The organism is Variovorax sp. GW823-FHT02B07 (assembly GCF_058797695.1).
In genome coordinates this window covers 12,023-35,480 of record NZ_JBXAJX010000007.1, presented here as the reverse complement: position 1 = coordinate 35,480, position 23,458 = coordinate 12,023, and the positions used below count along the sequence as shown (strand labels likewise).

The 23,458-nt window shown below is 68.3% G+C and carries 23 protein-coding genes; 18 read left to right on the top strand and 5 right to left on the bottom strand.

Annotated features, from left to right (window positions below; all coding sequences use genetic code 11):
• Positions 1 to 129: 129 nt before the first annotated feature.
• The 5 genes from AC1RGU_RS26265 to AC1RGU_RS26245 are packed head-to-tail and all read right to left on the bottom strand — an operon-like array spanning position 130 to position 4,929.
• Positions 130 to 660, bottom strand: coding sequence for a hypothetical protein (locus tag AC1RGU_RS26265; RefSeq protein ID WP_492698664.1), 531 nt, complete (start codon positions 658 to 660; stop codon positions 130 to 132).
• Between the two features lie 14 nt (positions 661 to 674).
• Complete coding sequence (locus AC1RGU_RS26260) at positions 675 to 1,346, bottom strand: nitroreductase (RefSeq protein ID WP_492698865.1); 672 nt, start codon at positions 1,344 to 1,346, stop codon at positions 675 to 677.
• Positions 1,347 to 1,348: 2 nt separating this feature from the next.
• On the bottom strand, positions 1,349 to 2,548 hold the full coding sequence (locus AC1RGU_RS26255) for a CaiB/BaiF CoA transferase family protein (protein ID WP_492698663.1): 1,200 nt from the start codon (positions 2,546 to 2,548) through the stop codon (positions 1,349 to 1,351).
• Positions 2,549 to 2,559: 11 nt separating this feature from the next.
• The gene (locus tag AC1RGU_RS26250; RefSeq protein WP_492698662.1) at positions 2,560 to 3,654 is read right to left on the bottom strand and encodes an acyl-CoA dehydrogenase family protein; all 1,095 of its coding nucleotides are present in this window, start codon (positions 3,652 to 3,654) and stop codon (positions 2,560 to 2,562) included.
• Positions 3,655 to 3,675: 21 nt separating this feature from the next.
• Positions 3,676 to 4,929: an acyl-CoA dehydrogenase family protein gene (locus AC1RGU_RS26245; protein WP_492698661.1), complete on the bottom strand. Its 1,254-nt coding sequence runs from the start codon at positions 4,927 to 4,929 to the stop codon at positions 3,676 to 3,678.
• Positions 4,930 to 5,103: 174 nt separating this feature from the next.
• Here AC1RGU_RS26245 and AC1RGU_RS26240 point away from each other — a divergent pair, with 174 nt between their 5' ends.
• The 18 genes from AC1RGU_RS26240 (at position 5,104) to dmpH (ending at position 23,452) form a co-directional block, all read left to right on the top strand.
• Positions 5,104 to 6,342, top strand: coding sequence for an ABC transporter substrate-binding protein (locus AC1RGU_RS26240; RefSeq protein ID WP_492698659.1), 1,239 nt, complete (start codon positions 5,104 to 5,106; stop codon positions 6,340 to 6,342).
• A 69-nt stretch (positions 6,343 to 6,411) separates the two neighbouring features.
• Positions 6,412 to 7,626 carry an ABC transporter substrate-binding protein gene (locus AC1RGU_RS26235; RefSeq protein ID WP_307638025.1) on the top strand — a complete coding sequence of 405 codons (1,215 nt, stop codon included), beginning with the start codon at positions 6,412 to 6,414 and terminating at the stop codon, positions 7,624 to 7,626.
• A 44-nt stretch (positions 7,627 to 7,670) separates the two neighbouring features.
• Entirely contained in the window at positions 7,671 to 9,311 is a 1,641-nt protein-coding gene (locus AC1RGU_RS26230) for a 3-(methylthio)propionyl-CoA ligase (RefSeq protein ID WP_492698657.1), read from the top strand.
• Between the two features lie 172 nt (positions 9,312 to 9,483).
• Positions 9,484 to 11,157, top strand: coding sequence for a sigma 54-interacting transcriptional regulator (locus tag AC1RGU_RS26225; protein ID WP_492698655.1), 1,674 nt, complete (start codon positions 9,484 to 9,486; stop codon positions 11,155 to 11,157).
• Between the two features lie 222 nt (positions 11,158 to 11,379).
• Positions 11,380 to 11,649, top strand: coding sequence for a phenol hydroxylase subunit (locus tag AC1RGU_RS26220; protein WP_492698653.1), 270 nt, complete (start codon positions 11,380 to 11,382; stop codon positions 11,647 to 11,649).
• A 43-nt stretch (positions 11,650 to 11,692) separates the two neighbouring features.
• Positions 11,693 to 12,697, top strand: a complete 1,005-nt coding sequence (locus AC1RGU_RS26215) for an aromatic/alkene monooxygenase hydroxylase subunit beta (protein WP_492698651.1) — start codon at positions 11,693 to 11,695, stop codon at positions 12,695 to 12,697.
• A gap of 33 nt (positions 12,698 to 12,730) precedes the next feature.
• Positions 12,731 to 13,027, top strand: a complete 297-nt coding sequence (locus AC1RGU_RS26210) for an MmoB/DmpM family protein (protein WP_174250302.1) — start codon at positions 12,731 to 12,733, stop codon at positions 13,025 to 13,027.
• Positions 13,028 to 13,064: 37 nt separating this feature from the next.
• Positions 13,065 to 14,648: an aromatic/alkene/methane monooxygenase hydroxylase/oxygenase subunit alpha gene (locus AC1RGU_RS26205; protein ID WP_492698649.1), complete on the top strand. Its 1,584-nt coding sequence runs from the start codon at positions 13,065 to 13,067 to the stop codon at positions 14,646 to 14,648.
• Between the two features lie 94 nt (positions 14,649 to 14,742).
• Positions 14,743 to 15,105: a phenol hydroxylase subunit P4 gene (locus AC1RGU_RS26200; protein WP_492698648.1), complete on the top strand. Its 363-nt coding sequence runs from the start codon at positions 14,743 to 14,745 to the stop codon at positions 15,103 to 15,105.
• 22 nt (positions 15,106 to 15,127) lie between these two features.
• Positions 15,128 to 16,186: an NADH:ubiquinone reductase (Na(+)-transporting) subunit F gene (locus AC1RGU_RS26195; RefSeq protein WP_369645213.1), complete on the top strand. Its 1,059-nt coding sequence runs from the start codon at positions 15,128 to 15,130 to the stop codon at positions 16,184 to 16,186.
• 13 nt (positions 16,187 to 16,199) lie between these two features.
• Positions 16,200 to 16,544, top strand: coding sequence for a 2Fe-2S iron-sulfur cluster binding domain-containing protein (locus AC1RGU_RS26190; RefSeq protein ID WP_307584416.1), 345 nt, complete (start codon positions 16,200 to 16,202; stop codon positions 16,542 to 16,544).
• A 31-nt stretch (positions 16,545 to 16,575) separates the two neighbouring features.
• Positions 16,576 to 17,508 (top strand): catechol 2,3-dioxygenase, encoded by a 933-nt coding sequence (locus AC1RGU_RS26185; RefSeq protein ID WP_492698646.1) that lies wholly within the window; start codon positions 16,576 to 16,578, stop codon positions 17,506 to 17,508.
• Positions 17,509 to 17,521: 13 nt separating this feature from the next.
• Positions 17,522 to 18,976, top strand: a complete 1,455-nt coding sequence (locus AC1RGU_RS26180) for a 2-hydroxymuconic semialdehyde dehydrogenase (RefSeq protein WP_492698644.1) — start codon at positions 17,522 to 17,524, stop codon at positions 18,974 to 18,976.
• A gap of 10 nt (positions 18,977 to 18,986) precedes the next feature.
• On the top strand, positions 18,987 to 19,823 hold the full coding sequence (locus tag AC1RGU_RS26175) for an alpha/beta fold hydrolase (protein ID WP_492698643.1): 837 nt from the start codon (positions 18,987 to 18,989) through the stop codon (positions 19,821 to 19,823).
• A 34-nt stretch (positions 19,824 to 19,857) separates the two neighbouring features.
• Entirely contained in the window at positions 19,858 to 20,640 is a 783-nt protein-coding gene (dmpE, locus tag AC1RGU_RS26170) for a 2-oxopent-4-enoate hydratase (protein ID WP_492698641.1), read from the top strand.
• A 13-nt stretch (positions 20,641 to 20,653) separates the two neighbouring features.
• A complete protein-coding gene (locus tag AC1RGU_RS26165; protein WP_492698639.1) occupies positions 20,654 to 21,583 on the top strand; it encodes an acetaldehyde dehydrogenase (acetylating) in 930 nt (309 codons plus the stop codon).
• 10 nt (positions 21,584 to 21,593) lie between these two features.
• Complete coding sequence (gene dmpG, locus AC1RGU_RS26160; RefSeq protein WP_492698637.1) at positions 21,594 to 22,667, top strand: 4-hydroxy-2-oxovalerate aldolase; 1,074 nt, start codon at positions 21,594 to 21,596, stop codon at positions 22,665 to 22,667.
• Positions 22,664 to 23,452, top strand: coding sequence for a 2-oxo-3-hexenedioate decarboxylase (gene dmpH / locus AC1RGU_RS26155; RefSeq protein ID WP_492698635.1), 789 nt, complete (start codon positions 22,664 to 22,666; stop codon positions 23,450 to 23,452). The genes dmpG and dmpH overlap by 4 nt, the downstream gene beginning before the upstream one ends.
• Positions 23,453 to 23,458 lie beyond the last annotated feature (6 nt).

Genomic DNA, 23,458 nt, shown 5'->3' with positions numbered 1-23,458 from the left:
CGCTCACGTCGATGGGGTGCCTTGCGCAGCGAAATTAAGGGGGAGGCCGAAGGCCGGAGGACATTCGCGGAGCAAGGTACCCCGTCGGCGTGAGTGCGCCAGAGCGCCAAGGGCTGCTGCATCAGCAACCTAGTGCGGCAGGTAGTGGTACATGCCGAAGCGGCAGCGGGCCACGACCTCTTCGCGCTGATTCACGATGTCGTACTCCCACGTCGTGAACGCACCGCGCCCGACCTTGGTCGCTTTGGGCTCGCAGCGCACGAGCCGGTTGCCGCGCCGGCCCAGCCGGTCGCCCAGGCGCGCGGGTTGCAGGTAATCGACCTCGTAGTCGGTCGCCATGTAGGCGGTGGTGGGCGGCATGCCTTCGGGGCGCGTGCCCTTGAGCGGGCTGCGCTCAGGTTCGGCGTTGCGTGCGTCGCTGGTGAACACGGGCGGCTGGCCCGGGGCCCACATGGGCGGCAGCGTGAGGCTGGCGAGGCTGGTCGATGGCGCGACGGCGCCGGGCCCGTGGTGCAGCGGGCAGTCGAACTCCAGCACCTCGACATAGCGGCGCACGGCGCCGGCCTCGATCACGTCGGCGCCCCAGCGGATCACACCGTTCGCAAAGTCCTCGCCCACGCGCGCCACCATCGGCGCCCAGGCGCTTTCCCAATCGTCCATCGGTGATTGCCTTCCTAGATGCCGATGAACTCGGCCACGTCGGCGAGCGGCGCGCGCTCGGTCTCGAGGGCGTCGATGGGCTTGTCGCGGTCGGCGTAGCCGATGGCCATGCCGGTGAAGAGCATGCGTTCGGGCGGCAGGTCGATGAAGCGGCCAATGGTCTGCGGGTAGATGGCCCAGCATTCCTGCGGGCAGCTGTCCAGGCCCTCGGCGCGCAGCAGCAGCATCACGTTCTGCAACATCATGCCCAGGTCGGACCACTGCGGCGGGCCCATGCGGCGGTCGACGGTGCAGAAGAGCGCGAGCGGCGCGCCGAAGAACTGGAAGTTGCGCGCAAACCATTTCAAACGCGCGGCCTTGTCCTCGCGCGGAATGCCCAGGCGTGCGTACATCGCTTCACCCACGGCAAAGCGGCGGTCGCGGTAAGGCGCCACCAGCTCGCGCGGGTAGATGTCGTACTCGCTGCCTTCGCCGCCGGGCGTTTCCTGCACGCGGGTGCGCATGAGGGCCTTGAGTTCGTCCAGGCGCTCGCCGCCCACCACGTGCAGGTGCCACGGTTGCAGGTTGCCGCCCGAGGGGGCGCGCAGCGCGGCCTGCAGCACGCGGCGGAGGGTGTCGGCCGGCACGGGGCGGTCGAGAAATTCGCGCACCGAGCGGCGGCTTGCAACGGCGTCGTAGACAGTCATGGTCATGCGGCGTTCTTTCGTTCGTTCGTGAGGGTCACGCCCAGCTCGCGTGCCACTTCGGCGCTGTGCTGGCCGGGCGTCGCGGCGTGCGACAGGTCGGCGTAGGCATAGCCCGAGAAGCGCACCGGTGGGCGCACCTCAAGATACGCGCCTTCGGTCGGATGCGTGCGCTGTCGGAAAAGGCCGGCGGCCTGCAGCTGCGGGTCGTCGGGCAGGTCGGCGATGTCGTTCACGCGCATCGCGGGCACGTTGGCCTTCTTCAGGATGTCGAGCCACTCGGCCGTGGTGCGCTCGGGCAGGATGGCGGCGGCGGCCTCGTACATGCGGCTCATGTGCTTGCGGCGCAGCGCCTTGTCGGCCAGCTCGGGCGCCTCGAGCACCTCGGGGTGGCCGGCGGCCTCGAAGAAGCGCAGCCAGCGGTCGTCCAGGTAGGGCGCAATGGCGATGTAGCCGTCGCGCGTGCGCATGGGCTGGCGCATGGGGTCGATCTGGCGCGGGTACAGCGCGGGGCCGGTGGGCGGCACGAAGGTCTTGTCGCACAGGTGCTCCACGAGGTTGAAGCTGGCGAGCGATTCGAACATCGGCACCTCCACCTGCTGGCCCTCGCCGGTGCGCAGCCGGTGCACCACGGCGGCGAGCACGGCATACGCCGCGTGCAGGCCGGAGACCTTGTCGGCCATGGTCATCGGCACGTAGCGCGGCTGCGGGTTGCCGTCGACCTTGGGCGGCAACGAGGCGATGCCCGAGGCGGCCTGGATGATGTCGTCGTAGGCCTGCAGCGCGGCGTACGGCCCGCGCTGGTCGAAGCCGGTGCAGTGCACGTAGACGATGTCGGGGCGGATGGCGCGCACGTCGTCGTACGACAGGCCCGCGCGCGCGATGGCGTCGCTGCGCACGTTGTGGATGAAGATGTCGCTGGTCTCGATGAGGCGGCGCATCGCGGCGCGGCCGTCCTCGCTCTTCAGGTCCCAGTCGACCGAGCGCTTGCCGCGGTTCAGCCGCAGGTGCACGGGGCTCATCAGCGGCGTGACGGACGGCGTGCCGATGATGCGGATGCTGTCGCCCTCGGGCGGCTCGACCTTGACCACCTCGGCGCCGAGGTCCGCGAGGATCTGCGTGCAGTAGGGGCCGAAGATCACCGTGGTGAGGTCGACGATGCGCAGGCCTTCGAGCATGCGGGGGGCGGTGGATGGTGTGGTCATGGGATGGGAGGTCATGCGGCGACGAGGCCCTGCATCTCGGCGGCGAGGTGGCGCACGCGCTCGGGCCCGCCGAGCAGCTGGCGGTTGAAGCCGATGCGCTTGAACCAGTAATGCAGGCCCAGCAGGTCGGTGATGCCCATGCCGCCATGCACCTCGGTGGCGGTGCGGGCGACGAAGGTGCCGGTTTCGCTCAGGTGCGACTTGGCGTGCGCGGCGAGCAGCGCGGCTTCGTCGGGCAGTGCGTCGAAGGCATGGGCTGCGTACCAGACGAGCGCGCGGCCGGGTTCCAGCGCGGCGGCCATTTCGGCGCACAGGTGCTTCACGGCCTGGAAGGAGCCGATCACGCGGCCGAACTGGCGGCGCTCCTTGGCGTAGGCCACGGCCTGGCCGATCATGGCTTCGCCCGCGCCGAGCGTGTCGGCGGCGAGCAGGGCCCAGCCCGCGCTGCGCAGGCGCGCGAGCGTGGCGGGGCTGGCGTTGGGAAGCCGCTCGGCCTTCACCTGCGCGAAGTGCAGCTCGCCGAGTGGGCGCGTGGCGTCGATGCTGCGCAGCGCGCCGCGCGTGAGGCCCTGTGCATCGGCGCGCACGAGGTGCAGGCCGCCCGCGCGGTCGGCCACGATGAACACATCGGCCGCGCCGGCGTCAAGCACGAAGAGCGCGCTGCCGTCGAGCGTGCCATTGGTGTTGGCCGTCACGCCGGCGCCATCGCGCGCGCCGGCCACGGCCTCGGCGATGGCCACGCCGGCGATGCATTCGCCAGCCGCCAGGCGCGGCAGCCATTCATCCTGCTGCGCGGCGCTGCCGGCCTCGCGCAGCGCCAGCGGTGCGAGCACGGCGGTGCCGAGAAAAGGCGTGGGCGCGACATGGCGGCCCAGTTCTTCGGCGGCCAGCGCGGCGTCGAGCAGCGACAGGCCGAGCCCGCCGAAGGCCTCGGGCACGAGCAGGGCCGGCACGCCGACCTCGCACAGCGTGCGCCAGACCTCGCGGTCCAGCGGCAGGTCGTCGGCCGCGACACGGCGCACACGGTCGAGCGGGCAGGCGCGTTCGAGCGCGCGGCGCAGGCTGTCCTGCAGCAGCTTCTGGTCGGCGGAGAGGGCGAATTCCATGGGGTGCTTTCTTTCAACCGATCAGGCAAGACGCGGTTCACGCGGCATGTCCAGCCCGCGCTCCGCGATGATGTTTTTCTGGATCTGCGCGGTGCCGCCGCCGATGATCAAACCCAGGTCGAACATGTAGCGCTCCTGCCAGAGCGCCTGCGCGCGCAGGTGCGCGCTGCCGGGCATCAAGAGGCCCAGTTCGCCCAGCGCGTCGATGGCGAGCGCGGCCAGCTGGTGGCGCAGCTCGCAGCCCTGCAGCTTCACGACCAGCGCGGCCAGGCCCGGGTCTTCGCCGGTGGCCGCGGCCGTGAGCAGCCGCAGGCCGTGGCACTTCTGCGCCAGCACCTGGCCCTGCAGCCGCATCAGGCGGTCGCGCAGCACGGGCTGGTCGATGAGGCGCGTGCCGTCGACGGTCTCGGCCTGCATCAGCGTGGCGAGTTCCTGGTAGCGCTGGGTCGTGAGGTTGGGGTTGCCCAGCGAGCCGCGCTCGTGCTTGAGCGTGGCGTTGGCCACCTTCCAGCCCTCGCCGCGCTGGCCCACGATCTGGTGCTGCGGCACGCGCACGTCGGTGAAGAAGACCTCGTTGAACTCGGCGTGGCCCGTCATGGTCTTGAGCGGGCGCACCTCGATGCCGGGCGTCTTCATGGAGAACAGCAGGTAGCTGATGCCGGCGTGCTTCGCGGCGCCGGGCTCGGTGCGCACGAGGCAGAAGATCATGTCGGCCACGTGCGCGGTCGAGGTCCAGATCTTCTGGCCGTTGATGACGAAGTCGCCGCCGTCTTCGGTGGCGCGCGTCTGCAGCGAGGCCAGGTCGGAGCCCGCGCCGGGCTCGGAGTAGCCCTGGCACCAGACCACCTCGCCACGCAAGGTGGGGCCGATCCATTCGCGCCGCTGCGCCTCGGTGCCCAGCTCGAGCAGGGTGGGCACCAGCATCGAGATGCCCTGGTTGCCCAGCGGCGGCGCCACGCCGGCGCGCGCGAACTCCTCGGTGATGAGGTGCGACTCCATGACGTCGGGCGCCGCGCCGTGGCCGCCGTAGTCGCGCGGCACGGTGCGCCCGGCGTAGCCGTGGTCCAGCAGCAGGCGCTGCCACGCGAGGGCGTCGGCGTCGGGGCGTTCGGCGGTGCGCGCGAAGGCCGAGCGGTGGCCGTGCGTGGCCAGGAACGCGCGCAGCTCGTCGCGAAAGGCTTCGTAGCGGGGATTGAGCGTGAGGTCCATGCGGTGCTTGCCTTCGGTGCCCGCCGCGTTGCGCGGCGGTGGGTGTGTCTCCGTGTCGAGGCCCATGCTAGGGGCAACCCTCAGCCGCTCTCAATCGTCCGTTCCGACGATGTGACGCGCAGGAGGCGCTGCCTACCATCCAGCCCGAACGCCGCACGAGGTCCGCAAGAGACCGACACGAGGCCGGTGAGAGGCCCGCGGCCGCAGCTTCTTTTTCACGAGAACGACGGAGACAACACCATGACACGTTCCCTCATTTCCGCCCGCCCCGGCACGCGCCGCCGCCTGCTGGGCGCCGGCCTGGCGGCCACGCTCGGTTTGACTGTCGCCTTCACGGCGCAGGCCCAGAAGCGCTACGACCCGGGCGCGAGCGACACCGAGATCAAGATCGGCCACATCGTCCCGTACTCGGGCCCGGTGTCGGCCTACGGCACCATCGGCAAGGCGGCGGCGGGCTACTTCGCCAAGCTCAATGCCGAAGGCGGCATCAACGGCCGCAAGGTCACGTTCATCTCGCTGGACGATGCCTACAACCCCTCCAAGACGGTGGAGCAGGCGCGCAAGCTGGTCGAGCAGGACGAGGTGCTGGTGCTCTTCGGCCCGCTGGGCACGGCGCACAACCTGGCGATCCAGCGCTACATGAACGCCAAGAAGGTGCCGCAGCTGTTCGTGGCCACGGGCGCCACGCGCTTCGGCGATCCGAAGGCCTTCCCCTGGACCATGGGCTGGCAGCCCACGTACCAGACCGAAGGCAAGATCTACGCGCAGCACATCCTGAGCACGAAGCCCAACGCGAAGATCGCCGTGCTCATGCAGAACGACGACTTCGGCAAGGACTTTTTGAAGGGCTTTCTCGAAGCGCTGGGCGACAAGGCCAAGACGATGATCGTGGCGCAGTCGACCTACGAGGTGACCGACCCGACCATCGACAGCCAGATGGTCAACCTGAAGGCCTCGGGTGCCGACACCTTCTTCAGCATCACCACGCCCAAGTTCGCGGCGCAGGCGATCCGCAAGGCGGCCGACATCGGCTGGAAGCCCTCGCAGTACCTGTCGAGCGTGTCGGTGTCGGTGTCGGCGGTGATCAAGCCGGCGGGCCCCGAGAACGCGGTGGGCGTGATCTCGGCCACCTACCTGCGCGACCCGGCCGACGACATGTGGAAGGGCGCCAAGGAGTACGAGGACTACAAGACCTGGTTCAGCAAGTACTACCCCTCGGGCGATCTGAGCGATTCGCTCAACGTGCTGGGCTACTCGTCGGCCCAGACGCTGGAGCAGGTGCTGCGCAAGGCGGGCGACGACCTCACGCGCGCCAACATCATGAAGGTGGCGGCCAACCTGCAGTACAGCCCGCCCATGCTCTACCCGGGCATCGAGGTGAAGACCTCGCCGACCGACTTCTACCCGATCGAGCGCATGCAGCTGGTGCGCTTCAACGGCACGCGCTACGAGCCGTTCGGCAAGGTGCTCGGCGATTGATCGACGTCACGCGGGCCGCGCTGTCGGCCCGCTATTCATTTCCCCTTTTTGTTTTCCACTGAAGCTTCCATGACCTCCATCGTTCGACTGGCCGCCGCCCTGGGCGGCGCGGCCCTCCTGTTCACCGCCGGCGCAGCCCTCGCGCAGAAGAAGTACGACACCGGCGCCTCCGACACCGAGATCAAGCTCGGCATGGCCATGCCCTACAGCGGCCCGGTGTCGTCGTACGGCATCGTCGGCAAGGTCAACGAGGCCTACTTCAAGATGGTGAACGACAAGGGCGGCATCAACGGCCGCAAGGTGAAGCTCATCAGCTACGACGACCAGTACACGCCGCCGCGCACCACCGAGGTGGTGCGCAAGCTGGTCGAGCAGGACGAGGTGCTCGCGGTGTACGGCAACCTGGGCTCGGCCTCCAACGCCGCGATCCAGCGCTACATGAACGCCAAGAAGGTGCCGCACCTGTTCCTGGGCGTGGGCGCCGACCGCTTCAACGACCCCAAGGCCTACCCCTGGACCACGCCCTACATGCCCAGCTACGAGGGCGAGGGCAGCCTGTACGCGAAGAACATCCTGAAGACGATGCCGAACGCGAAGATCGCCGTGCTCTACCAGAACGACGACTTCGGCAAGGACCTGCTCAAGGGCCTGAAGAAGGGCCTGGGCGACAAGGCCTCGATGGTGGTGGCCGAGGCCTCGTTCGAAGTGGCCGACCCGACGGTCGATTCGCAGATCATCAAGCTGCAGTCGTCGGGCGCCGACGTGTTCGTCAACTTCGCCACCGCGCGCTTTGCCGCGCAGGCCATCCGCAAGGCCTGGGACATCGGCTGGAAGCCGAAGCAGCAGTACCTCACCTACGTGTCGGCCTACGTGAAGATGACGCTGGAGCCCGCGGGCCTGGAGAAGTCGAAGGGCATCATGGCCATGGCCTTCTTCAAGGACGCCGCGCAGCCGCGCTGGGCCAACGACCCGGCCACGCAGGAGTTCCTGGCCTTCATGAAGAAGTACGCGCCGAACGAAGACGTGAACAACGCCGCCGGCGTGTACGGCTACGGCGTGGCGCAGGCCATGGAGACCGTGCTCAAGGCCTCGGGCGACAACCTCACGCGCGAGAACGTGCTCAAGCAGGCCACCACGCTCAAGAACATGCGCACCGGCATGCTGCTGCCGGGCATTGCGCTGAACACCTCGGCCACCGACTACTTTCCGTTCAACACGCTGCAGCTGGTGCAGTTCAACGGCAAGGAGTTCGAGCCCATGGGCGATTCGATTGCCGTGAAGTAGCCTTCGCAGACGCACGCTCAAAAGAACCACAGGAGACACACACCATGTTCGGACTGATGCAGGACCGCCCGCTGCTGATCTCGTCGCTGATCGATCACGCGGCCACCTTCCACCCCCACGTCGAGATCGTCGGGCGCACCGTCGAAGGCCCGGTGCACCGCACCAACTACCGCGAGGTGCAGCGGCGTTCCAAGCAGGTGGCCAATGCGATGAAGGCGCTGGGCGTGGCGCCCGGTGATCGCGTGGGCACGCTGGCGTGGAACACCTACCGGCACCTGGCGCTGTACTACGGCGTGTCGGGTTCGGGCGCGGTGCTGCACACGGTGAACCCGCGGCTCTTTCCGGAGCAGATCGACTACATCGTCAACCACGCCGAAGACAAGGTGCTGTTCTTCGACACCAGCTTCGCGCCGCTGGTCGAGAAGCTCGCGCCCAAGCTCAAGAGCGTGCGCGCCTTCGTCGCCATGACCGACCGCGTCCACATGCCGGCCATCGATGTGCCCAACCTGCTGTGCTACGACGAGCTCATCGGCGCGCAGAGCGAGGACTACACCTGGCCCGAGTTCGACGAGCGCACCGCCTCCTCGCTGTGCTACACGTCAGGCACCACGGGCAATCCCAAGGGCGTGCTGTATTCGCACCGTTCCACCGTGCTGCATTCGCTGATGGAATGCGCGCCCGACACCTTCGGCGTGTGCTCGCAGATGACGTTGCTGCTGGCCGTGCCCATGTTCCACGCCAACGCGTGGGGCATGCCGTACTCGGCGCCGATGGTGGGCGCCAAGCTCGTCATGCCCGGCCCGCACCTGGATGGCCAGAGCCTGTACGAGCTCATGCGCGACGAGAAGGTGAGCTTCTCGCAGGCGGTGCCCACCGTGTGGCTGATGCTGTTCCAGTACTTCGACGCCCACCCCGAGATCGACACCCGCGCCATCGGCCTGAAGCGCATCGGCGTGGGCGGCGCCGCCACGCCGCGCGCCATGATCGAACGCTTCGAGCGCGACTTCGGCGCCGACTTCGTGCAAGGCTGGGGCATGACCGAGACCAGCCCCATCGGCGTGATCGGCAACCTGCTGCCCAAGCACCTCGCGCTCCCGAAAGATGAGCAGACCACGGTCAAGATGCGCCAGGGCCGCGGCGTGTGGGGCGTGGAGCTCAAGATCGTCGACGAGAACGGCCAGCGCCTGCCGCACGACGGCGTGGCCTTCGGCCACCTGCATGTGCGCGGCCCGTGGATTGCGAGCGGTTACTTCCGCAGCGAAGGCGGCGACGTGCTCGATGCCGAGGGCTTCTTTCCGACCGGCGACGTGGCCAACATCGACGCCGACGGTTATGTGCAGCTGGTCGACCGCGCGAAGGACGTGATCAAGTCGGGCGGCGAGTGGATCTCGTCGATCGACCTGGAGAACGCCGCCAGCGCACACCCGGCCGTGGCCGAGGCCGCGGTGATCGGCATCGCGCATCCGAAGTGGCAGGAGCGGCCCCTGCTGATCGTCGTGAAGCGTGCAGGCGCAGAGGTCACGGGCGAGGAACTGCTCACTTTTCTTTCGCAGCGCGTGGCCAAGTGGTGGCTGCCCGACGACGTGGCTTTCGTCGACAGCCTGCCGCATACAGCCACCGGCAAGCTGCTGAAGACCAAGCTGCGCGAGCAGTTCAAGGGCTACGTCGCGGCCAAGTCAACTTGATGACAGTTGTTCCGGCTTTCTGTGCATAACTCTGTGGGTTGCCTGAGGAAGTCGGAAGGCAAAGCGAGCATTGGCGCGGCTTCGCACCACGTTGCCTGTTGATTGAGCAGCCTTGTCGTCCGTCCTTGCAGGAGAATGTAGGAGGAACGGATTCCAGACAAGTAAAGGGGACATGGTGGGAGAACTTCTTTCTCTCCTGCGCTTCAGCGCCGGCTCGGGCCACATCTGGCTGGACGAGCAGCGCATGCTGCTCATGCATGCCCGGGCCTTCGCCGAACTGCGCCGCGAACTGCTCGACTCGCTGGGCATCGAGCGTGCGCGCGGCCTGCTGGTGCGCATGGGTTTTGCTTCCGGCCTGCGCGACGGCGAGGTGGCCGTGCGCGAGCGCCTTGCCGGCATGCGCGCCGAAGACGCCTTCATGCTCGGGCCGCGCCTGCATTCCATCGAGGGCATCGTCTCGGTGCAGAAGGTGCAGGTCGACCTCGACGTGGCCACCAAGCATTTCTACGGCGAATTCCTCTGGGAGAACTCCTGGGAATGCGAAGCCCACGTGGCCGACTTCGGCTACGGAGAAGACCCGCAGTGCTGGTCGCAGATCGGCTACGCCTCGGGCTACACCACCGCCTTCATGGGGCGGCTCGTGGTGTTCAAGGAAGTCGAATGCACCAGCATGGGCGACAGCCGCTGCCGCATCGTCGGCCAGGCCGCCGAGGCGTGGAACGACGAGCACTACCTGGAGTACTTCCGCCAGCACCATGTGGCCGAGAAGCTCATCGACTTCAACCTCGGCCTGCAGCACCTGCGCCGCCTGCAGCCGCGCCGCGAGTACGACCAGAAGCTGGTCGGCGTGTCGCCGGGTTTTCGCGCCGCCTTCGAGCTCATGCGCAGCGCGGTCGACAGCGCCATCACCGTGCTGCTGCTCGGCGAGACCGGCGTGGGCAAGGAAGTGTTCGCTCGCTGGCTGCACGACAACGGGCCGCGCGGCAAGCAGCCCTTCATTGCCGTCAACTGCGCGGCGATCCCGGCCGACCTGATCGAGGCCGAGCTGTTCGGCGTGGAAAAGGGCGCCTACACCGGCGCCCACCATGCGCGCGCCGGGCGCTTCGAGCGCGCCCACGGTGGCACCCTGTTCCTGGACGAGGTGGGCGACCTGCCGCTGGCCGCACAGGTCAAGCTGCTGCGCGTGCTGCAGACCGGCGAGGTCGAGCGCCTGGGCGCCGAGCAGCCGACGAAGGTCGACGTTCGCATCGTGGCCGCCACCAACGTCAACCTGCAGCAGGCCATGCAGGCGGGCAAGTTCCGCACCGACCTGTTCTACCGGCTCAACACCTTCCCGATCCAGATTCCGCCGCTGCGCGAGCGCACCGCCGACATCCCGGCGCTGGTGGCGCGCTTCGTCGAGAAGTACAGCGCGCTGTACGGCAAGAAGCTGCGCGGCCTCACCGACAAGGCCGCGCTCGACGTGCACAAGCACGCCTGGCCCGGCAACATCCGCGAGCTCGAGAACGTGATCGAGCGCGCCGTGCTGCTGGCGCCCGACCACGGCGACATCGAGGCCTGCCACCTGTGGATGCAGCCGCCGGGCGCGCCGCCCGACAACCAGCTCGACGCCAGCGGCAAGGTCGCCACGGGTGCCTCGGCGTCGGGCGCCGACGCGAGCGAGTTGGACGCACTGTGCCAGCGCGTGCTCGAGCAGAACATCGACATCGCCTCGCTCGAGCAGCGCCTCATGCAGACCGCGATGCAGCGCGCCAAGGGCAACCTGTCGCAGGCCGCGCGCATCCTGGGCATCACGCGCCCGCAGCTGGCCTACCGGCTCAAGAAAGAAGGCCTGCCGACGTCCTGAGCGGACGCCGGCCGGCGTTTTCCGGTTTTCACCATTTGATCAAGCTGCACCGCAGCAAATGATCAAACCAGCATCCGGGACTTCCCGGTGCTTCGGGCCCGCAGGCGCAGCGGGCCCATGCAAATCAATCACTTAGCCACGCTGGCACGCCCGTTGCCCTTATCAGGCCGGGCGGCGCTGGTGCCGTCCACCTGTTGATGGATTGAACAAGTGATGCCCTCGATGCAGCCCGACCCCCGCAGCGGCAGCGCCGCACAGATGACCGGCCAGCCGTGTTTCGTGCGCGTCACCGGCACGCGCGGCGCGCGCTTCGTGGAGTTCGAGTTCGCCATCGGCGACCCCGAGCTGGCCGTGGAGCTGGTGCTGCAGTTCGACCAGTTCCGCGAGTTCTGCGCGCGCCACGCGGTGCGCCACCTGAGCACCGAAGAGGGCGCGCGGCTGGACTTCGAGCGCATGAAGTGGCGCTTCGGCGCGCCCGGCATCGACCACTGACACGCCCCCGCATTTTTTCCCGCGACAACCAAGGAGACACCCCGTGCAAGTCGACATCAAGACCTCGGACATCCGGCCGATCCGGCAGACCTTCTCGCATGTGGCGCGGCGGCTCGGCGACAAGCCGGCCTCGCGCTACCAGGAGGCCACGCTGGACATGCAGCCCACCGCCAACTTCCACTACCGGCCGCTGTGGGACCCGCAGCACGCGCTGTACGACAAGCGCCGCACGGCGCTCGTGATGGCCGACTGGTACAGCTTCAAGGACCCGCGCCACTATTACTACGGCGTGTACACGATGACCCGCGCGCGCCAGGGTGAAGGCGCCGACCGCCAGTTCGAGTTCGCCGAGAAGCGCCAGCTGCTGGCCCAGGCCGATGCGGGCGTGCGCGAGTCGCTGCAGCAGGTGCTGGTGCCGCTGCGCCACTACGAGTGGGGCGCCAACATGAACCACAGCTACTGCTGCGGCTATGGCTACGGCACGGCCATCACGCAGCCCTTCATCTACGCGGCCATGGACCGCCTGGGCATCGCGCAGTACCTCTCGCGCGTCGGCCTGCAGATCGACGGCAACTCGGGCCGCGCGCTGGACGCCGGCAAGGAAGCCTGGCTCGCGCACCCGGCCTGGCAGGGCGTGCGCCGCCTGATGGAAAACCTCTTCGTCACCAAAGACTGGTTCGAGGTGTTCGTGGCCCAGAACCTCGTGCTCGACGGCCTGCTGTACCCGCTGGTCTACCGCCACTACGTGAACGCGCACAGCGCCGCCACCGGCAACGCGCTGGCGATGCTGACCGAGTTCATGAACGAGTGGTTCGACGAGAACGTGCGCTGGGTCGACGCCACGCTGAAGACCGCCGCCGACGAGTCGCCCGCCAACGCCGAACTGCTCGCGCAGTGGTACGCGAGCTGGCGCGACCAGGCCGTGCAGGCGCTGGCGCCGCTGGCCGCGCTGGCGCTCGGCGCACAAGGCGCCGAGGTGCTCAAGACGCTGCACGCCGCGCTCGACGCGCGCGTGGCCCGCCTGGTGCGCACCGGCGCTGCCGCCTGACGACCGAATCGATCGAACCAAGGAGACCACCCCATGACCACCGCCACCGCCGAAGTGTCCCGACCGCCCGTCTTCATCGCGCTGCAGACCGGCGAGGCTGCGCGCGCCATCGTCGAGGCCATCGTGGCCGACAACCCCGGGGCCACCGTCACCGAGTACCCCGCGATGGTGAAGATCGATGCGCCCGGCCGCCTCGTGATCCGCCGCGAGAGCGTCGAAGCCCTGGTCGGGCGCCGCTGGGACCTGCAGGAACTGCACCTGAGCCTGATCTCGCTGTCCGGAAGCATCGAAGAAACCGACGACGAATTCACCCTCCATTGGGGCGCCTGAGCCCAGGCCTCACCGGACCACGACCAAGGACCACGCCATGACCACCCAAGCAGCAGCAAAGACCCCCACGACCCCGCGCCTCGGCCTGAAGGAACGCTACGCCATGATGACGCGCGGCCTCGGCTGGGAGACCACCTACCAGTCGATGGACGACGTGTTCCCGTTCGACAAGTTCGAGGGCATCAAGATCCACGACTGGGATAAGTGGGAAGACCCGTTCCGCCTCACGATGGACGCCTACTGGAAGTTCCAGGGCGAGAAGGAGAAGAAGCTCTACGCCATCATCGATGCGTTCCAGCAGAACAACGGCCAGTTCAACATCAGCGATCCGCGCTACCTGAACACGCTCAAGCTGTTCCTCACCGGCGTCTCGCCGCTGGAGTACGCGGCGCACCGCGGCTATGCCATGGCCGGGCGTTCGCTGCGCGGCGTGGGCGCGCGCGTGGCCTGCCAGATGCAGTCGATCGACGAGCTGCGCCATGCGCAGACGCAGTTCCACACCATCAGCCACTTCAACAAGTACTTCCACGGCCTGCACGACCCGCAGCACATGCACGACCGCGTGTGGTACCTGTCGGTGCCCAAGAGCTACTTCGAAGATGCGATGAGCGCGGGGCCCTTCGAGTTCATCACCGCCATCTCGTTCTCCTTCGAGTACGTGCTGACCAACCTGCTGTTCATGCCCTTCATGAGCGGCGCCGCCTACAACGGCGACATGGCCACCGTCACCTTCGGCTTCTCGGCGCAGAGCGACGAGTCGCGCCACATGACGCTGGGCCTGGAGGTGGTGAAGTTCATCCTCGAGCAGGACCCCGACAACGTGCCCATCGTGCAGAAGTGGGTCGACAAGTGGTTCTGGCGCGGCTACCGCCTGCTCACGCTGGTGGCGATGATGATGGACTACATGCTGCCCAAGCGCGTCATGAGCTGGTCCGAGGCCTGGGAGATGTATTTCGAGAAGAACGGCGGCGCGCTGTTCGAGGACCTCGCGCGCTACGGCATCCGCATGCCCAAGTACCACGAGGTGGCCTCGAAGGAAAAGAGCCGCATCTCGCACGAGGCCTGGGCCATCTTCAACAACTACGGCCATGCCGCCAACTTCAACGTCTGGGCACCCAAGCAAGACGAGATGACCTGGCTGGCCGAGAAGTACCCCGAGACCTTCGACAGCCTGTACCGCCCGCGCTTCGAGTGGCTGGCCGAGCAGGAGAAGCAGGGCAAGCGCTGGTTCAACAACACGCTGCCCATGCTGTGCCAGACCTGCCAGATCCCGATGGCCTTCACCGAACCCGACGATCCCACCAAGATCTGCTACCGCGAGAGCAGCTACCACGGCATGAAGTACCACTTCTGCTCCGACGGCTGCAAGGACGTGTTCGACGGCGAGCCCGAGAAGTACGTGCAGGCCTGGCTGCCGGTGCACCAGATCTACCAGGGCAACTGCTTCCCCGAGGGCACCGACCCGACGGTGGAAGGCTTCAACCCGCTGGCGGCCGTGCTCGACTACTACCACATCAACGTCGGCGCCGACAACGGCGAGTTCAACACCTCGCCCGACAAGGCCAACTGGGAACGCTGGACAGGGCAGGACCTGTCGACGGCCGAGCCCAAGGTGGCCTGAGCACCCAGGCCCCACCACCCCTCATCGACCCCCGCGCTCCCGCCGTGCCCCACGCACGGCGCGGGCGGCGCTCACCCCAAAAAAGGAGACCGACATGTCTGTTGTTGCACTCGCCCCCGGCTACACCGGCACCGTCATGGACAGCGAAGACCGCTTCCACGGCAACCGCCTGCTCTACATCGGCTGGGAAGACCACCTGCTCTTCTGCGCCCCCGTGTGCCTGCCGCTGCCCGCGGCCATGCCCTTCGGCGCGCTCGTCAGCGACGTGCTGCCCGGCGTGTACGGCAGCCACCCCGACTTCGCGAAGGTCGACTGGTCGAAGGTCGAATGGTTCGACTCCGGCAAGCCCTTCGCGCCCGACGCGTCGAAGTCGCTGGCCGACAACGGCCTGGTCCACAAGTCGGCGCTGCGCTTTCGCACGCCCGGGCTCACGGGCATCGGCGGCTCGTTCAGCTGAGCAGAGGAAGGAGGGCCTTGCCATGAGCTTCCAGATCATGATCGAGCCGCTCGGCCAGGCCGTGGCGGCGCGCGACGGACAGACCGTGCTCGACGCCTGCCTGCGCGCCGGCGTGTGGCTGCCGCACGCCTGCGGCCACGGCGTGTGCGGCACCTGCAAGGTGCAGGTGCTCGAAGGCGAGTGCGAGCATGGCGACGCGTCCAACTTCGCGCTCATGGACTTCGAGCGCGACGACGGCAAGATCCTCGCGTGCTGCGCGATGGCGCAGGCCGACCTGGTCATCGAGGCCGAGATCGACGAAGACCCCGACGCGCAGTTCCTGCCGCTGGAAGACTTCGACGCCGAGCTGGTCGAGGCCCGCATGCTCACGCCCACCATCCGCGGCCTGTGGCTGCGCACCGACCGGCCGGCGCCGTTCCAGGCCGGCCAGTACGTGATGCTGCACGTGCCGGGCGTGGAGGGCGCACGCGCCTTCTCGATCGCCAACGCACCCGACGACCACCTCGTCGAGCTGCACATCCGCCGCGTGCCGAACGGCCGCGCCACCGGCTGGCTGCACGACGAACTGCAGGTGGGCCAGCGCCTGCGCTTCACCGCGCCCAACGGCCGCTTTTTCGTGCGCAAGTCGGCGGGGCTGCCGATGATCTTCGTGGCCGGCGGCTCGGGCCTGTCGAGCCCGAAGTCGATGGTGCTCGATCTGCTCGCCGAAGGCTGCACCCTGCCGATCACGCTGGTGCAGGGCGCACGCAACACCGAAGAGCTGTACTACCGCGCGCTCTTCGAGCAGCTCGCCGAGCAGCACCCGAACTTCACCTACGTGCCCGTGCTGTCCGACCTGCCGGCCGACAGTGACTGGCCCGGCGCGCGCGGCTTCGCGCACGAGGCGCTGAAGGCCCACTTCGCCAACGACTTCCGCGGCCACAAGGCCTACCTGTGTGGGCCGCCGCCGATGACCGAGGCCTGCATCGCCACGCTGATGCAGGGGCGCCTGTTCGAGCGCGACATCTACACCGAGAAATTCTTCACCGCTGCCGACGCGGCGTCCGCGGCGCCGCGTAGCCCGCTGTTCAAGGCGCTGTGACGTGGAGCCGGTCATGCGCTTTTCCGTCGCCATCGGCAACACCCACGAGCACTACGTGTGCCGCGCCGACCAGACCCTGCTCGGCGGCATGGAGCAGCTCGGCCGCAAGGGCATCCCGGTCGGCTGCCGTGGCGGCGGCTGCGGCGTGTGCAAGGTGCGCATCGAGTCGGGCGCCGTGCGCCGCGAGCGCATGAGCCGCTGCCACGTCAGCGCCGAAGAAGAAGCCCAGGGCTACGTGCTGGCGTGCCGCGCGTACCCGCAGAGCGACCTGGCCCTGCGCGCTGTCGAGAAGCTGGCGCGCTGCATCGAGCGGCGACTGCTCGCGTCGCAGCCCGCCGTTCCCCGTTCCCCCACCTGAACTTTTCCCTCACCCACCAAAGGAGACTTCCATGGCACTCACTGGCGTCATTCGCCCCGGACACGTGCAACTGCGCGTGCTCGACCTCGGGGCCGCCCTCACGCACTACCGCGACGTGCTGGGCCTGATCGAAACCGGGCGCGATGCGCAGGGCCGCATCTACCTCAAGGCCTGGGACGAGCACGACCACCACAGCGTCGTGCTGCGCGAAGCCGACGAGGCCGGCATGGACTTCATGGGCTTTCGCGTCGATTCGCCCGCCACGCTCGACCGGCTCGCCGCCGACCTGAAGGCCAGCGGCCTGGCCACCGACATGCAGTGGATCGAAGCCGGCGAGCACCTGCGCACCGGCCAGCGTTTTCGCTTCACCGTGCCCACCGGCCACGCCATCGAGCTCTTCGCCGAGAAGGAGAAGGTCGGCAACGGCATGCCGTATGAAAACCCCGAGGTCTATCCCGATGACCTCAAGGGCATGGCGCCCTCGCGCTTCGACCACTGCCTGCTGTACGGCGACGACCTGGACGGCACCATGAAACTGTTCACCGAGGTGCTGGGCTTCCAGCTGGCCGAGAGCGTGGTGGCGGGCCCCGAGCGCATGTACATCGCGGCCTTTCTCACCTGCTCGACCAAGCCGCACGACATCGCGTTCATCCGCCACCCCGAGAAGAACAAGTTCCACCACGCGTCGTTCCTGCTCGACAACTGGGGCGAGGTGCTCAAGGCGGCCGACATCATCACCAAGAAGCGCGTGTCGCTGGACATCGGCCCCACGCGCCACGGCATCACGCGCGGCGAAACCATCTACTTCTTCGACCCGAGCGGCAACCGCAACGAGGTGTTCTCGGGCGGCTACATCTTCTACCCCGACAAGCCGCCGCTGGTGTGGACCGACGACGAACTCGGGCGCGCGATCTTCTATCACGACCGCAAGCTCAACGAGAACTTCCTGAGCGTGGTGACCTGAAGGAGACGGTGCGATGAAACAGTTCATGAACTTCATCGGCGGCGAGTTCGTCGCCACGACGAAGACCTTCGACAACCGCGCGCCCGTGGACAACCGCGTCATCGGCAAGGTGCACGAGGCCGGCCGCGGCGAGGTCGATGCGGCCGTGCGCGCCGCACGCGCGGCACTGAACGGCGAGTGGGGCCGCATGAGCGTCGCGCGCCGCACGGAGCTGCTGCACGCCGTGGCCGACGAGATCAACCGGCGCTTCGACGACTTCCTGGCGGCCGAGATGGCCGACACCGGCAAGCCGCACGCGCTGGCCTCGCACGTCGACATCCCGCGCGGCGCGGCCAACTTCAAGGTGTTTGCCGACATCGTGAAGAACGTGCCCACCGAGAGCTTCGAGATGGCCACGCCCGACGGTGGGCAGGCGCTGAACTACGCCGTGCGCTCGCCGCTGGGCGTGATCGGTGTCGTGTGCCCGTGGAACCTGCCGCTGCTGCTCATGACCTGGAAGGTCGGCCCCGCGCTGGCCTGCGGCAACACGGTGGTGGTCAAGCCCTCGGAAGAAACGCCGGCCACCGCCACGCTGCTGGGCGAGGTGATGAACGCGGTCGGCATCCCGCCGGGCGTCTACAACGTGGTGCACGGCTTCGGGCCCGACTCGGCCGGCGAGTTCCTCACCACGCACCCGGGCGTGGACGGCATCACCTTCACGGGCGAGACGCGCACCGGCGAGGCCATCATGGGTGCGGCCGCCAAGGGCGTGCGGCCCGTGTCCTTCGAACTGGGCGGCAAGAACGCCGGCATCGTGTTCGCCGACGCCGATTTCGACAAGGCCGTGGCCGGCATCACGCGCTCGGCCTTCGAGAACTGCGGCCAGGTGTGCCTGGGCACCGAGCGCGTCTACGTGCAGCGGCCGATCTTCGACAAGTTCGTCGCGGCGCTCAAGGCCAGGGCCGAGACGCTGAAGCCGGGGCCGTCGGAAGAGGCCGGCGTGGGCATCGGCCCGCTGATCTCGCGCGAGCACCAGCAGAAGGTGCTGTCGTACTACGCGAAGGCCGTGAAGGAAGGCGCCACCGTCATCACCGGCGGCGGCGTTCCGTCGATGCCCGGCGCGCTGGCCGAGGGCCACTGGGTGCAGCCCACCATCTGGACCGGCCTGCCCGAGACGGCCTCGGTGATCCGCGAGGAAATCTTCGGCCCCTGCTGCCACATCGCGCCCTTCGACACCGAGGAAGAAGCCATCGCGTTGGCCAACGCCACCGACTACGGCCTGGCGACCACCGTGTGGACCGAGAACCTGGGCCGCGCGCACCGCGTGGCCAGGCAGGTGCAGGTCGGCATCTGCTGGGTCAACAGCTGGTTCCTGCGCGATTTGCGCACGGCCTTCGGCGGCGCCAAGTCGTCGGGCATCGGCCGCGAAGGCGGTGTGCATTCGCTCGAGTTCTATACCGAGCTGCGCAACGTCTGCATCAAGCTGTGAGGGCCCGGCGGTGAGCAACCCCGAAATCGCGAACAGCGTGCGCACCGGCGCCTTCCACACCAACGTGCACGACCTGGGCGAGGGCGCGCCGGTGCTCTTCATCCACGGCTCGGGCCCGGGCGTGAGCGCGTGGGCCAACTGGCGGCTGGTGCTGCCGGTGCTCGCGCAGACGCGCCGCGTGATCGCGCCCGACATGGCCGGCTTCGGCTTCACCGAGCGCGTGCCCGGCGCGGCCTACACGATGGACGCGTGGGTGCAGCAGGCGCTCGACCTGCTCGACGCGCTCGACATCGAACGCGCCGACGTGGTGGGCAACTCCTTCGGCGGTGCGCTGGCATTGGCCCTGGCCATCCGCGCGCCGCACCGCGTGCGCCGGCTGGTGCTCATGGGCAGCGTGGGCGTTCCGTTCGCGATCACGCCGGGGCTCGACGCCGTGTGGGGCTACACGCCCTCGTTCGCGAACATGCGCCGGATCATGGACGTGTTCGCGTTCGACCGTGCCCTCGTCACCGACGAGCTCGCGCAGCTGCGCTACGAGGCCAGCACGCGGCCCGGTTTCCAGGAGACCTTCGGCGCGATGTTCCCGGCGCCGCGCCAGCGCTGGGTCGATGCCATGGCGAGCCCGGAAGCCGACATTCGCGCGCTGCCGCACGAAACGCTGCTGATCCACGGCCGCGAAGACCAGGTGATTCCGCTGGCCACCTCGCTCACGCTGAGCCAGTGGATTCCCCGCAGCCAGCTGCACGTGTTCGGCCGCTGCGGCCACTGGACGCAGATCGAGCACAGCGCGCGCTTCGCCCGCCTGGTCGGCGACTTCCTGAACGAAGCCGATCGACCGATTGATTGATTCACCCGAGACAGAGCAAAGGACAGAACCCACCATGGACCCCACCCTCATCCAGCGGCTCGGCGACGAGCTCTACGACGCACTGCGCGAGCGCAGCGTCGTGGAGCCGCTCACCAGCCGGCACGAAGGCATCACCATCGCCGACGCCTACGGCATCCAGCAACGCATGATCGCGCGCCGCCTCGACGCCGGCGAGCGCGTCGTCGGCAAGAAGATCGGCGTCACCTCGCGCGCCGTGATGAACATGCTGGGCGTGTTCCAGCCCGACTTCGGCTACCTGCTCGACGGCATGGTCGTCGGCGAGGGCGAGTCGATCGACAGCACCACGCTCATCCAGCCCAAGGCCGAGGGCGAGATCGCCTTTCTGCTCAAGCGCGACCTCATGGGCCCCGGCATCGGCAACGCCGACGTGCTGGCCGCCACCGAGTGCGTGATGCCCTGTTTCGAGATCGTCGATTCGCGCATCCGCGACTGGAAGATCCAGATCGCCGACACCGTGGCCGACAACGCCTCCTGCGGCGTGTTCGTGCTCGGCGACCACGCGGTCGACCCGCGCCGCATCGACCTGGCCACCTGCGGCATGGTGCTGGAGAAGAACGGCGAAATCATCGCCACCGGCGCGGGCGCCGCCGCGCTCGGCTCGCCGGTGAACGCGGTCGCGTGGCTGGCCAACACGCTCGGTGCGCTGGGCATCGGGCTCAAGGCGGGCGAGGTGATCCTGTCGGGCGCGCTCGCCGCGATGTTCCCCGCCAAGGCCGGCGACAACTTCCGCGTCTCGATCGGCGGCCTCGGCGGCTGCTCGGTGCGCTTCCACTGAAGGAGACAACCTCATGACGACAACAACCAAGATCAAGTGCGCGCTGATCGGCCCCGGCAACATCGGCACCGACCTGCTCGCCAAGCTGCAGCGCAGCCCGGTGCTCGAACCCGTGTGGATGGTGGGCATCGACCCCGAATCCGACGGCCTCAAGCGTGCCCGCGAGATGGGCCTGAAGACCACGGCCGAGGGCGTGGACGGCCTGCTGCCACATGTGCAGGCCGACGGCGTGCAGATTGCGTTCGACGCCACCAGCGCCTACGTGCATGCCGAGAACAGCGCCAAGCTCAACGCGCTCGGTGTGCTCATGATCGACCTCACGCCCGCGGCCATCGGTCCGTTCTGCGTGCCGCCGGTCAACTTGAAGAGCCTGCTGATGGAAGGCGGCGCGCGGCCGGCCAACGTCAACATGGTCACCTGCGGCGGGCAGGCCACCATCCCGATGGTGGCGGCCGTGTCGCGCGTGCAGCCCGTGGCCTACGGCGAGATCGTGGCCACCGTGTCGAGCCGTTCGGTCGGCCCGGGCACGCGCAAGAACATCGACGAATTCACGCGCACCACGGCCGGTGCGGTCGAGCGCGTGGGCGGCGCGGCCAAGGGCAAGGCGATCATCATCGTCAACCCGGCCGAGCCGCCGCTGATCATGCGCGACACGGTGCACTGCCTCACCGAAGGCCCACCCGACGAGGCGCGCATCACGGCCTCGGTGCACGAAATGATTGCCGAGGTGCGCAAGTACGTGCCGGGCTATAAGCTCGTGAACGGACCCGTCTTCGACGGCAACCGCGTGTCGATCTACCTGGAGGTGGAAGGCCTGGGCGACTACCTGCCCAAGTACGCCGGCAACCTCGACATCATGACCGCCGCCGCGGCGCGCACGGCCGAAATGTTCGCCGAAGCGATGCTCGCCAGCCTCCCGCAACCCGAGCCCGCCGTGGCCTAGGAGCACCCCCATGACCACCACGACGAACACGAATCTGAAGGGCCGCCGCGTCACCCTGCACGACATGACGCTGCGCGACGGCATGCACCCCAAGCGCCACCTGATGACGCTCGAACAGATGACGCACATCGCCTGCGGGCTCGACGAAGCGGGCGTGCCGCTGATCGAGGTGACGCACGGCGACGGCCTGGGCGGCAGCTCGGTCAACTACGGCTTTCCCGCGCATTCCGACGAGGAGTATTTAGGCGCCGTGATCCCGCTGATGAAGCAGGCGAAGGTGTCGGCGCTTCTGATTCCCGGCATCGGCACCGTGGACCACCTGCGCATGGCGCACGGTCTGGGCGTGCACACCGTGCGCGTGGCCACGCACTGCACCGAGGCCGACGTGTCCGAGCAGCACATCACCATGGCGCGCCGGCTCGGCATGGACACGGTGGGCTTTCTCATGATGGCCCACATGGCCTCGCCCGAGATGCTGGTGCGCCAGGCGTTGCTCATGGAAGGCTACGGCGCCAACTGCATCTACGTGACCGACTCGGCGGGCCACATGCTGCCGGACGATGTCACGGCGCGCGTCGGCGCGGTGCGCGCGGCGCTCCAGCCCGACACCGAGCTGGGCTTTCATGGCCATCACAACCTCGCGATGGGCGTGGCCAATTCGGTCGCGGCCGTTGCGGCCGGCGCCAGCCGCATCGACGCCGCCGCCGCAGGCCTGGGCGCGGGCGCGGGCAACACGCCGATGGAGGTGTTCGTGGCGGTGTGCGACCGCATGGGCATCGAGACCGGCGTCGATGTGTTCCGCATCCAGGACGTGGCCGAGGACCGCGTGGTGCCGATCATGGACCACATGATCCGTGTCGACCGCGACTCGCTCACGCTGGGCTACGCGGGCGTGTACTCGAGCTTCCTGCTGTTCGCCAAGCGCGCCGAGAAGAAGTACGGCGTGCCCGCGCGCGAGATCCTGGTGGAGCTGGGGCGGCGCGGCATGGTCGGCGGCCAGGAAGACATGATCGAAGACACGGCCATCACGCTGGCCCGCGCACGCCAGGCCGTGCAGCAACCACAGGAAGGAGTCGCGGCATGAAGCTCGACAAGAACACCATCGCCGCGCTCGCCGAGCACCTGGAGACCTGCGAACTCGAAGCGCGCGACACGCCCAAGATCACCGACGAACATCCCGAGATGGACTGGGACGACGCCTACGCCATCCAGAACGAGATCCGCCGCCGCAAGCTCGCGCGCGGCCACCGCATCATCGGGCTGAAGGCCGGGCTCACCTCGCACGCCAAGATGAAGCAGATGGGCGTGACCACGCCGGTCTTCGGCTTCATGGCTGACAACTACGCGCTGCCCGAAGGCGGCGAATGCAAGGTGAGCGAGCTCATCCATCCGAAGGTCGAGCCCGAGATCGCGTTCGTCACCAAGCGCGCGCTCAGCGGCCCGGGCTGCCACATCGGCGCCGTGCTCGCGGCCACCGACTTCGTGCTGCCGGGCATCGAGGTGATCGACAGCCGCTACCGCGACTTCAAGTTCGACTTGAAGAGCGTGGTGGCCGACAACACCTCGGCCTCGCGCTTCGTGGTGGGCGGACGCGCCGTGCCCGCGAGCGAGGTCGACCTGCGCACCGTGGGCATCGTGCTCGAGAAGAACGGCCAACCCGTGGCCTTCGGCGCGGGCGCCGCGGTGCTCGGCCACCCGGCCGCGGCGATTGCGATGCTGGCCAACCACCTGGGCGCGCGCGGCGAGGAGATTCCGGCGGGCACGCTGATTCTTTCGGGTGGCATCACCGAGGCCGTGGCCGTGCAGGCGGGCGATGCCGTCACGCTGAAGGTGCAGGGCATGGGCTGCGTGGGCCTGCGCTTCGTCTGATCTGCA